The organism is Staphylococcus argensis (assembly GCF_002902305.1).
GTDB classification, from domain to species: domain Bacteria; phylum Bacillota; class Bacilli; order Staphylococcales; family Staphylococcaceae; genus Staphylococcus; species Staphylococcus argensis.
Map to the genome: position 1 here is coordinate 284,185 of NZ_PPPX01000011.1, position 12,503 is coordinate 296,687.

Below are 12,503 nucleotides of genomic sequence, written 5' to 3' on the forward strand. Positions count from 1 at the left end.
CTCGAACTCCTGCAACACAAGTAAAAGGTGGGAGTAGGCGAGACTCTTGAGGGATCAAGGGCACAGCGAAAATCCAGTAATGATGCGCAACAAGCATCATTACTTAGTTGAGCGTGACCCCCTAAGAACGCGAGCCGTTTCTCCCACCCAATACGCAGTATTGCATATTAGGAACAAACTTTATATTTCTACGAATGCAAATTAGTCACAATACACTACAATCTTACGAATACAAATTAGGAACAAACCCTATATTCCATCGAATACAAATTAGTCACAATACACTACAATCTTACGAACACAAATTAGTAGATCACACCACATTTTACCCAAACAAAAAGAAGCCGAGCTACCCACACAGCTCGACTCCCCATACATCAATCATAATCCACCTTCGCCCGATGCACACTCAAACAATTCTGCTGAATCTGCGTCAACGCCGACGTAATATACTTATACTGCGGCAACTCAGGCAACACAATCTGAGTAATCCGGCCACCATTCTCAAAATGCTTAGCCAAATTCTCAAACATCACCAAATAATCACCCATCACATGCTCATCAATACGATCACGCCCATCATTATTCAACGCACGATTCAACATAAAACTCAATTCCTCTAAACCATAAATCGTCGGATAATACTCCTGAATCCGATGCTTATCACTAAACACCTCACCATGCGCACCCGTATACAGCTGCGACATATTATCCAACTTCAACGTCAAACGCAACATACGATACTTGTCCTCTTCAAACGACGCACGCTCATTCTTAGAGAAGAGATAATGGAACATGACCGCTTCACTACGGAACACATCCGCAATCACTTTCGGCAACATCGTTGAAGCCGTCTTGCGTCCAAGAATCAAGAGGCCAATCACCGCAATCGCTACACCGACGAGCACATCAATAATACGTGGTAGAGCAATTGCGATCGTTAAATAGTTCGCTGCGATACCATTCAATAAGATAACCTGAATTGTGATAAAGATACAGGCGAATGAGTAGTTCGCACCAACGAACGCTTCAGTCATACCCGCACATACGGCAAGTAGAATAATCGCAATCATCGTATGTGGGTGGAACATCAAGATAAGCGATAGCACAAGTACACCGAGAATCGTACCAATCGTACGACTTCCTGCACGTTCAAAACTGTGCATCGTATTCGCACCAATCAAGACTGTGTGCGCTGTTAATGGAATCCAATAGGCCTTTTCAAAGTTAAACATCAAGGCTACAAAGATTGCAATCCCAATAATAATCGCATAACGTAGGGCATTTCTGAAGAAATAGGAATCCAGCGTTAAATGCTGAATGACACGACGACCATAAATTGGAATACGCACGTTGACTTCGTGTTTCACTCGCTCTTCGCTAAGGTCGAGTATTTCATCTATTTTAAAAATATGACCAACTAAATTGTTATATTCCTCTGGTACATTAATCTGCTGATTCCAACGTTTAGCGGAAGTATTGTCAGAAAAGACTCGTTTAATAACGTAATCTAACATCTCTTTAACTTGGTTAGGCAATGGACGTAAATTACGTTCGCTCAACTCAAGTAACTCTGAGTAAACGCCTAACGCAGCAGTATGCAAGAGCAATAATCGCTGAAACTGGGCAGTCTCACGAGATCGCGCACCCGAACTCGTCAGCAAGTATTTGTCTGCATTGCTGAATGTTTGAACGGCAGTATTAGACGCATTACGGAAAGCCTGACGATCGTCAAAGTTGTACGCGAGTTGCTTCAACATATTGTAGTCATTCTTCACTGCTTTCGCCTCAGCACTTTCACGACTCAACAGGTTCGCAATAACGATCACAACTAATGCAAGCATACCACCGATAAATACGCAGGCACCACGAAGTAAGAACTCTTGCGGCGCTACTGGTAAGTTAATCGATAAACTGAATGCGACGATAAAGAATGTAGCAGACGGCCCGACAATATGCATTGAACTGAGCACAAAGTATGGAATGACCGTCACGATAAGCAGTAAGATACCAAAGAGGATAGGTTGCTTAATCGTCAGTGTACCGAGCATCATCGCAATGGACAGTCCGATTGTCGCAAGAAAGATGATACGTACACGCGCTCTCGCTGTGCCCCCTATCGCATACGTATGAGTTAATGTACCTATGGATACTAATAATCCTATCGACATATGATGTGTCAAATATCCGATGATGAGCGGTATCAACATCAAGATCGTTTGACGCATACCTTTAGCTGAATCTACTTTCATCTTATTAAAGTTCATTAAGGATTTTATGTACGAAAGCAAATCGTTCATCTCCTATTATCATGTTTCAATGTCATACCCTACTATACTAACACTTTTTAGTTAGGTAGGAGACAATTCACTTCAAATTTCTTAATATTTCACTACTACATTAGCTAGTGAAGGTAGTTGTGGTAAAATGACTCGAGTAGCAAGATGACTTTTTTCGCTATGCTCGTCCCATTTTACCTTTAAAAATAAAAAAGTGAGCTAGCAACTCAACACAACGTTGAGTCCCTAAGACTCACTTGGACATTTAGCCCAATTTATCAGTAATTTATTATTCAGTTTCAGAAATTTCCTGAGCAATATTACTATAATCAATATCTGCGCCCATAAACTGCGCATCATTACTTGGTAAATGTTGTTGTAACGTGTCGATATTGTTAATTTCAATCGTACCACTGTTCATCTCGAAATCGAGTACGTGACCTCCGAAAGTACGGTCATCGTCTACAAAGTGAAGATGATAACCGCCTGCTGCGATACCGTGGAATAATTGAGGTGCGTAGAAACCAACAATCGTACCTTCGACTTGTTCACGAGTAAATTCTGGTTGGTTCTTTGCCACTTCACTAAGTCGGCGATATGGCGGTTCCTCTTTCGGCATCATACGAACATGCATCATTTCAAATTTGCCCGTCATCTTCACTGCGAAGAAGATATTGTCACTCGCTGCTCGACGTTTCGTTTGCGCTAGTAACGCCTCAGCATCAGTAATATGACGCACATTGATCGTTTCGTCTGTCTGGAAATCGGTCACAGTCGCAAATGGCGTGAGCTCTTCGCCTGTCAACGCTTTAAATTCACCTTGCGCATTCGCATGATACGCGTTGCCATCGAGAATGACCACTTCACCATCTGAACCATCTAGCGTTCCGATTCCGAAATCGCCATGCTTCGTGACTTCACCTATTGAAGTCGTGCCCTGTAACATGCCAGCAATCAACGTCCCTAACGTTCCGTGTTGATATAGCATCTCCAATTTGTCTCCCTTTCTATTTCTTTATCATACTTACTTCTACTTTCACTTAGTTTCATTATACAACTTTTTGGCGCGTTGAGATATTGAAGTGCTTGAGCTTAGGTTAAAAATTACGAGCTGATATTATGTCTTTTCTAGTAATAATATTTTAGAAGACGATGCCATTTTATAAAAGATCCCTCCCAAAAAAAGAACCCAACCGACTTACCACTAAGTCGAATTGAGTTCTTCCCTATTATTATTTCACTTTCTTCAAGTCATTTTTACCAATCAGTAAAGGTTGGTCAGGCTTCACAAAGAACCACAAGATAATCGCGAAGATAACTGGAATAATCATGCATTCTAAAGTGTTCGTCCAACCGATGATATCCGCAAGCTTACCTGCTAAGAATGGACTGAGCATCGCTCCGATGTTCCCCCACAAGTTCATCCATCCTGAAACAGAGCCAGCAAAGTTACGACCGAGATCGGTTGCAGCTGCCCAACTCATTCCCATCGTTACACCGATACCGCCTAAACATGTTGAAATCCAAGCAACGTTGGCGTAAAGGTTGTCTGTCTTAATCGCTAAGAAGAGCGACACGGCAAAGACGACAAAGCCTGCAATCGCGATGAGTCCACGCGCTACGAAACGTGATTTACCCATGCGCAATAACGCATCTGACACTGTCCCACCTGTTAAGATCAGGAAGAACATGACGAGCCATGGCGGACTCGATAGCCATGCGGAGTCTTTCAATGAGATATGATACTGTTCTGTAAAATACGTCGGCAACCATATTAAGAATAACGCAATGATAAATTGCACAACGAAGTATTGACCCGCAATCGCATAGAAACTGAAGTATTTAAAGAATGCCGACCAAGGTGCATGTGATTTCTCTGTCGCAACGATGTCACGATTCGCTTGAATGAAACGCTTCTCTGCTTCGTTCACCATCTTATGTTGTTCAGGTAAGTCTTTCGCGATAATTACCCATAGTAATGCTAAGAGAATACCTACGCCACCAAAGATATAGAAAACGGAATGCCAACCGAATGCTGAGACGATCGATACAGTAATCACTGGTGCGATAACTGGACCGAAATAAGATCCTGCGAGCAACATACTCGAAGCACGACCCTTCTCATCTTTCGCAAACCAATAGGAGTTAAACACTGCGTTAGATGGATACATCGGCGCTTCTCCGACACCAAAGAGGAAACGCACGGTGTACATTAACCCATGATTTTTAACAATACCTGTCAAAATGGTAAAAGCACTCCACCACACAAGTGCGACAGTTAACATCTTACGTGGTCCAAACTTCTCAGCAAGATAACCTGAAGGCACTTGCATCAACGCATAACCTGCTGCGAAGAAAGATGCGAGAAGTCCAAACTGCCCTTTATCCAAATGAAGATCTCTCATCATATCTGGCGCAATAACTGAAATATTAGAACGGTCCATATAGGCAACAATTCCAATAACGAAAAATACGATGGCAAACCACCATCGTACGTTTGAGCTACGTTCTTTCATGATAGTCCCTACTTTCAATTAATATCAAACTCTCGTCAATGTCATCTCCTAGCAATTTCATAACATCCCTTATAGCGAATTGCTGCCCCACAAATGTCACTAACACATAGAGTTTCATTGATATTACCACAGAATGAAAGCGCCTACAAGCATCTTTTATAACATTTTTAATGAAATAATACACTAATCACATTTCTTTAATTTCAGTCCCGAGCCCGACTCTTTCACCTTGTAAAACGGGTAAATTGAAGAATACGAACACCGATTATGTTAAAATAACATCTGTTCAAATTATTATACGAGGATATTAAAAAGGAGAACCGTGCCTTATGGAACATATCATTACGGAATTTATTAGTAAGTGGGGTTATTTGGCAATTACGATTCTCGTACTCTTGGAGAATATCTTGCCTTTCATCCCGTCTGAAATTATCCTGACGTTTGCTGGATTGCTTTCGACGAAATCAGATTTATCTTTACCGATGCTCTTTGTCATCTCGACTGCTGCATCATTTGTAGGCTTGCTTGTCTTATATTATATTAGTCGTCTCGTTTCTGAAGAGCGTCTGTATCGTTTTGTTGATAAGTATGGAAAGTGGATTAAGTTGAAGGGTAAAGATGTGGCACGTGCGAATGACTGGTTTAAGCGGTATGGTGAGATTGCTGTCTTGGTGTGTCGTTTTGTTCCGGTGTTGCGTGTGTTGATTACGATTCCGGCGGGGATCAATCGGATGAATGTGGTGAAGTTTATGGTGCTTTCTCTGATTGGGACGACGATTTGGAATTTTGCGTTGATTTATCTTGGTAGTTTGTTGAGTGATAGTTGGGATGTGTTGATGAATGGGATACATACGTATTCTTATGTGATGTATGTTCTGTTGGCGGTTGTGATTATTTATATTATTTATCGTTTTGTTAAAAGGAAGCGTAAGTCGTGATTGATTTTTGATTAGGTAAAATGCGGATGTGTTGTACTGATTTGTATTCGATGGAATATTGGGTTTGTTCCTAATTTGTATTCGATGGAATGTAGTGCTATCTACTAATTTGTATTCTTGAGAATTTAGAGTTTACTACTAATTTGCAATACTTCGTATTGTGAGGTGGTGACGCTTTCCCAGGTGGTCACGTTCAACTAATTCATAACGCTTGTTGCGCGTTATGAATGGATTTTCACTGTGCCCTTGATACCTCGGGAGTCGCACCACCTCTTTTTTACTCGTGTTGCAAGTGTTTGTAGGTTAATTTCATTCAGTTTAACTCTCAGTTACTTACAAATCACCACACACTACTCTCTTTATTTTTGTTTAGTTTAATATTAGTGTTTCGAGGAAGAGAGTGATTCTACTAATCCAATACTTTCCTATAATTCTAAATGTTACATAACCACAACCAACACACTCTCTCTATTTGTTTTTTTAATATTAATGTTTCGAGGATTAGAGTGCATCTACTATTTTAATACTCATCATAGAAATTCATTTTTATCTTGTCTTTTCCTGGAAAGTTTATAGTTACTTATATTTTAAAGTCTACAAAATCAGAAATTACATCTATCCTGTCTTATCACTTTCATTACTACCCATCTCATCCACTCATTTTTTATTTTTATTCTAATGCAGAGTGTTTCGAGAAAACATGAAGTTACTTCAAAATATTAATACTCGGGCATAACATGTTTCTCCAATTCCTGAACTAGTCACTTCCTCCATTTTTTTGAAATTTCCTTCATACATAAACTAAGGGTTCGAGTCTGCTTAAATGCTTTCTCGAACCCTTTATTGTTCTTTTAATTTTTTCCACTATCATCTATTAAAATGCCAAGGACTTAAATACTTTTACGGCGATCCAGTAAATGAGGGCTGCTACGAATAGGCTTATGACAAAGTATATTGCGCTTCCTATGAACATAATCATTTGGTTTGGCTCGTCGTGACCGATGGAAGCAATGATAGTTAGAGCAATGCTATAAACGATGTAAACTAAGATAACGGGTAGAATGGCGAGCATCATAATTCCGTTTGAGTTCTCACTACCGTATTTATACATAAGTGGGTACATGAGTGTCAGTTGGGCGGTAATGCCTACGCCTATAAAGAGTGCGATAAATCCTACGATGATGGACATTTGTAAGATGCTCGTCACGACAAAGACGAGGACGCCGCCGGTAACTGCTAGTAATAAGTAAAATAGAAAGTGGCTTTGAACGTACATCTTTCTGTTTAATGGTAGTGTTAAGGCGAGTTTCGGCCAGTCGGAGCCTTTCTCGTTCTTCAAATTATCGAGTGCGATGATGGCGAGTAAATAACATGGTAGAAAGCCACCTGTCATGCCTTGTTGACCAATATTAAAGAGGACACAGATGACAACGGCAATCGGTAAATATATGCATATGCTCTTCTTCGACAATGCCCAATGGTTCATCATTAAACCTTTCATACTCGTTCACCTCTCATTAAGATCTTCGTTGCGTCATCGATAGAATGTAGGGACTCGCATGAAATGCCATCTGTCTCTACTGTCCCTTTGACTAAGGCTTCTATCTTTCCTCTGCGTTCACGTTGGGCGATGATTTGTGCTCTCGGAACTTGCGCATAAGCTTCTTGATCGCCTTTAACCACGTAATAGTGTTCCATGAGTTCTGATTTCGATACTGTGAGGACGATTTCGCCTTGGCGCATGAAGATGAGGCGGTCAGCGATGTATTCGAGATCTTCTACGATATGGGAAGAAATGACCATGCCGACACCTTGTTCTTTGCAATCTTCGAGTATTTCTAGTACTTGCTCGCGTCCTGAAACGTCAATGCCTGCTGTCGCTTCGTCGAGTAATAAGAGGCGACTGTGATGGGATAAGGCAATGGCGAGTGACAGTTTCATTGACATGCCTCGAGAGTAACTTTCGACTTTCTGTTTACGTGGAAGTTCGAATTCTTCAATGTATTTCCAGAAGGTCTCACTCTCCCAGTTGCGATACATCTGTTGCATGATCTTCTCAATATCTACGACTTTGAGTTTCTTCGGTAATTTCACTGTATCGAAGACGACGCCGACATCGTTCTTGTATTCGTAATCGTCTTCGTTGATTGTCTCGCCGAAGAATCGCACTTCGCCCGAGTCCTTCGGTACATTGCCAATTGCTGTGCTTAGCGTTGTTGATTTGCCTGAACCGTTCTTTCCGATAAATGCGACAACTTCACCTGGATCCACTTCAAAGCTCACATCTTGTAATGCAAACTCTGAGTTCTTGAACGATTTGTTCAGGTGTTTCACTTCTAATAACCTATGCATAGCTTTGTTCTCCTCCGTGTTTCGTTGTTCTCGTTCGTCTTTCTTCTTAACTATAACATTAATTCACTTTCGTTGTAGCTGTGTTGTTAAAAAGGGCTAATTCCCCCCTTTTGGAATTAGCCCTCTATATCTTACAATATATTGAATTTCTCCCGCTTCATTCTCACTTTATTACCCCTTTTTTAATATCGTGAGTAATGAAGGCATAATCTATTTATTTCATATCCTTTGTTTGAAGTGATGAATTATTTAACTTCTTTCAATGTAGATTTCACATCTTCAATTTCTTGTTCGACATCGTGGTTTGGCTTACGTGTCATTTTACTAACTACATAAGTTACAACCCAACTTGCGATAAAGCCTGGGATGATTTCGTACAAGTTAAAGAAGTCGTTGTAATCTCCCATCGGTTTAACGAAGACAATCCATAGAATAACGACGATCGCACCTACGAGCATACCACTCACTGCACCTGTACGGCTTAAACCTTTCCAGTATAGTGACAGAATTACGAGTGGACCAAATGCTGCACCGAAACCGGCCCAAGCATTACCTACGAGGTTGAGAATCGTATCGTTTGGATGCCATGCGATAAGTATTGCCACGATAGAAACGACGATAACTGAAAGACGTCCGACAAGAACGAATTCTTTCTGACGTTTCTTCGCTGCTTCCTCACCTCTAAATAGCTTGTAGAAGTCTTCTGTTAATGAACTTGATGTTACAAGTAATTGAGATGAGATTGTACTCATGATGGCAGCTAAGATTGCTGCGAGTAAGAATCCGCCTACCAATGGATGGAACAAGATTTGTCCCATTAAGATAAATAATGTTTCTGGGTCTTTCAATGTAACGCCTTGGTCACGGACGAAGACGATACCTGTGAGACCTACGAACACTGCACCGATCAAGCTAATAGCCATCCAGCTAATACCGAAACGACGTGCAGTCTTTAACTTTCTAACATGTGTAATAGACATAAATCGTACGATGATGTGAGGTTGACCAAAGTAGCCGAGCCCCCATGCAAAGAACGAGATGATTCCTACTACAGATGTCCCTTTTAAAATGTCTAAGTTCGTCGGTTTGAGATCAGCCGCTTGAGATAATGTATCTAAACCACTGAGCTGTAACATTGCGACAATCGGTACCATGACCATTGCGATAATCATGATAACCCCTTGGAAGAAGTCCGTTAATGATACGGCAAGATATCCTCCGAAGAATGTATATGCGATAACGATGACTGTCACTAGGATGAGGCCGAAATGATAATTCAATCCAAATGCACTATCGAAGAGTTTACCTCCGGATACCATTCCTGAATGTGTATAAAGTGTAAAGAACACAACGATGATGGCACCTGAAATAATCTTGATGACATTTGATTTATCATCTAATCGGTTTCTAAAGAAATCCGGTAACGTGATCGCGTCACCAGCTTTCTCTGTGTAGACTCTGAGACGTGGTGCTACGATAAAGTAGTTTAAATATGCACCAAGTGTTAACCCAATTGCTAACCAGGCTGCTGATAATCCTGTTGTGTAAACCTCTCCTGGCAAGCCCATAATCATCCAACCACTCATGTCCGCGGCACCAGCTGATAATGCTGTAACGTACGGACCGATACTTCGTCCACCGAGCATGTATTCACTTACGTTGCTCGTCGCTTGCTTGTACCCATAATACCCAATACCAAGCAAGATGATGAAGTAAGCAGCTAACATGATATATGTTCGCCAATCAGGATTCACTTGTTGCGATAGTGTTGCCCCCAATTGAAACATAATCTGCACTCCCTCTATGTAGAATTTTGTTACATGCATTTATTATACAAAACTATCGAGAATTTTAAAGGACTTTTTAACAAGATTGTGTCATTTAGTCTCTTTTTACATCTCGATAATTTCTATAACCCTTGATATTCAAGGTCTATAGCGTTCTCAAAAATAATAGTAATATTACATCTTAGCAGGATTTTACACTCTTTCGTATGCAATTCTTGAATAAAATGAATGATTTATGTGGTTCATACACGATTATACTATATTTTAGTAACATTATAATGCACTAACGTTTTATTCGTTTATCGCGTTGAAGTGCTATCATTATCGACTTTTACATATTTTAACTAATAAGCACGAAGAGAGAACATTTAATAATAAAAGTTATAATGTATTTTTATGCAGTAAGTAATAAAAGGATGTAAGCGTTTCACTCACATGTTAGAATAATAGTAAAATGATTGAACTAAATCTTATAGGGGTGACGAAATAGAGATGTCTCGAACTGAAGAAAAGAGTTTCAAGCAGCGTTATCTTAACCTGCTCGCAAAGCAATACGATAATAAAGAAGAACTTGCGACAGAAATCATTAATCTAGAATCTATCATGGAATTACCAAAGGGTACGGAGCACTTTGTCAGTGATATTCACGGTGAGTATCAAGCGTTCCAACACGTGCTACGAAACGGTTCAGGTAATGTGAAACGTAAGATTAATGACATCTTCCAAGATGATTTAACTGAAGAAGAAATCAATGAGTTTGCAGCGCTTGTGTACTATCCTCAAGAGAAATTGAAACTCATCAAGAACGAATTTAAACATAAAGAAGATTTAAACGAATGGTATCGCTCAACTATACATAACCTCATCACATTCGTCACTTTCGCCTCTTCGAAGTATACACGTACGAAGCTTCGTAAGACTTTACCGGAGAATTTCGTCTTTATCGTCGAAGAGCTCCTCTATCGCAGTAATAAATATAATAACAAATCTTCATATTATGATACGTTGATGGATCAAATTATCGAACTCGAACAATCTGATGACTTGATTATCGGCTTATCCTTTACAGTGCAACACCTCGTCGTGAACCACCTTCACGTCGTGGGCGATATCTATGACCGCGGACCAGAGCCAGACAAGATTATGGAAACGCTCATCAACTATCCGTCCGTAGATATTCAATGGGGTAACCATGATGTGCTTTGGATTGGCGCATATGCTGGCTCGAAAGTGTGCCTTGCCAATCTGCTTCGCATTTGCGCGCGTTATGACAACCTCGACATTATCGAAGACGCTTACGGTATAAATATACGTCCTTTATTGACTTTAGCTGAAAAATACTACGATGGTACGAATCCGCCTTTCCGACCTAAGAATGCGGATTATCTTTCTGAATATGAAAAAGCTCAAATGACACGTATTCAACAAGCGATTTCAATTATTCAATTTAAGTTAGAAGCGCCGATTATCAAACGTCGCCCTTCTTTCGACATGGAAGAACGTCTAGTATTGGAAAAAGTCAATTACGATACGCATAAGATTACAATTTATGGTAAGACGTACGATTTAAAAAATACGTGTTTCCAAACTGTCGATCCTCAAGATCCGACACGTTTAACGGAAGAAGAACAAGATGTCATTGATAAATTACTATTATCAGTACAACAATCTGAGAAATTGAAACGTCATATGTCATTCTTAATGCAGAAAGGTACACTTTACCTACCATATAATGGCAACTTACTCATTCACGGTTGTATTCCAGTAGATGAAGATGGCGAGATGGAAAGCATGTCTATTGATGGTGTGGAGCATCATGGACGTGACTTGCTTGATACTTTCGAGTCTTATGTACGCTATGCCTTTGATCACAAAGAGGTTGGCGATGATCTCGCAACGGATCTCGTATGGTACCTTTGGACTGGTAAATACTCCTCTCTCTTTGGTAAGCGTGCGATGACGACGTTTGAACGTTACTTTATCGAGGACAAAGCGTCTCATAAAGAGGAGAAGAACCCGTACTATCATTTACGTGAAGACGTGGATATGTGTAAGAAGATGTTGAAGGACTTTGGCTTGGATCCGGAGCAGGGTCACATTATCAATGGTCATACGCCGGTAAAGGAGATTAAGGGTGAAGATCCGATTAAGGCGAATGGTAAGATGATTGTTATTGATGGTGGCTTCTCGAAAGCGTATCAGTCGACGACGGGTATTGCGGGCTATACGTTGTTGTTTAATTCGTATGGTATGCAGTTGGTTGCGCATCAGGAGTTTAATTCGAAGGAGAATGTGCTGAAGAATGGTACGGATGAGGTGTCTATCCGTCGTGTGGTTGATAAGGAATTGGAGCGTAAGAAGATTCGTGATACGAATACGGGTGTGCGGATTCAGGATGAGATTGATACGTTGAAGGAGCTTATGCATGACCACTTTCTGAAGTAGGTGTGTGTTCTGCTAATTTTTGTTCGTAGGTATATTAGAGTTTAGTGCTAATTTTTGTTCGTAGGTATATTAGAGTTTAGTGCTAATTTTTGTTCGATGGAATATGGTGTTTTGCACTAACTTGTATTCTTAAGAATTTAGAGTTTACTACTAATTTGCAATACTTCGTATTGTGAGGTGGTGACG

The 12,503-nt window shown here is 40.4% G+C and carries 8 protein-coding genes; 2 read left to right on the forward strand and 6 right to left on the reverse strand.

The window, feature by feature from the left end; all coding sequences use genetic code 11:
* Positions 1-377: 377 nt before the first annotated feature.
* The 3 genes from CD039_RS08310 to CD039_RS08320 all read right to left on the reverse strand — a co-directional run bounded on the left by CD039_RS08310 (position 378) and on the right by CD039_RS08320 (position 4,795).
* Positions 378-2,252: an FUSC family protein gene (locus CD039_RS08310; protein WP_240595105.1), complete on the reverse strand. Its 1,875-nt coding sequence runs from the start codon at positions 2,250-2,252 to the stop codon at positions 378-380.
* A gap of 316 nt (positions 2,253-2,568) precedes the next feature.
* Complete coding sequence (gene budA, locus CD039_RS08315; RefSeq protein ID WP_103371929.1) at positions 2,569-3,267, reverse strand: acetolactate decarboxylase; 699 nt, start codon at positions 3,265-3,267, stop codon at positions 2,569-2,571.
* Between the two features lie 244 nt (positions 3,268-3,511).
* The gene (locus CD039_RS08320) at positions 3,512-4,795 is read right to left on the reverse strand and encodes a pyruvate MFS transporter (protein WP_049406153.1); all 1,284 of its coding nucleotides are present in this window, start codon (positions 4,793-4,795) and stop codon (positions 3,512-3,514) included.
* A 329-nt stretch (positions 4,796-5,124) separates the two neighbouring features.
* Here CD039_RS08320 and uptA point away from each other — a divergent pair, with 329 nt between their 5' ends.
* The gene (gene uptA, locus CD039_RS08325; protein ID WP_103371930.1) at positions 5,125-5,733 is read left to right on the forward strand and encodes an undecaprenyl phosphate transporter UptA; all 609 of its coding nucleotides are present in this window, start codon (positions 5,125-5,127) and stop codon (positions 5,731-5,733) included.
* Between the two features lie 874 nt (positions 5,734-6,607).
* Here the strand turns inward: uptA and CD039_RS08330 are convergent.
* The 3 genes from CD039_RS08330 to putP form a co-directional block, all read right to left on the reverse strand.
* Entirely contained in the window at positions 6,608-7,234 is a 627-nt protein-coding gene (locus CD039_RS08330; protein ID WP_103371931.1) for an ABC-2 transporter permease, read from the reverse strand.
* Positions 7,231-8,085 carry an ABC transporter ATP-binding protein gene (locus CD039_RS08335; protein WP_103371932.1) on the reverse strand — a complete coding sequence of 285 codons (855 nt, stop codon included), beginning with the start codon at positions 8,083-8,085 and terminating at the stop codon, positions 7,231-7,233. The genes CD039_RS08330 and CD039_RS08335 overlap by 4 nt, the downstream gene beginning before the upstream one ends.
* A gap of 245 nt (positions 8,086-8,330) precedes the next feature.
* Positions 8,331-9,872 carry a sodium/proline symporter PutP gene (putP, locus tag CD039_RS08340; RefSeq protein WP_103371933.1) on the reverse strand — a complete coding sequence of 514 codons (1,542 nt, stop codon included), beginning with the start codon at positions 9,870-9,872 and terminating at the stop codon, positions 8,331-8,333.
* A 492-nt stretch (positions 9,873-10,364) separates the two neighbouring features.
* On the opposite strand from putP, the gene CD039_RS08345 reads away from it, so the two are divergent.
* Complete coding sequence (locus tag CD039_RS08345) at positions 10,365-12,317, forward strand: fructose-1,6-bisphosphatase (protein ID WP_103371934.1); 1,953 nt, start codon at positions 10,365-10,367, stop codon at positions 12,315-12,317.
* Positions 12,318-12,503 lie beyond the last annotated feature (186 nt).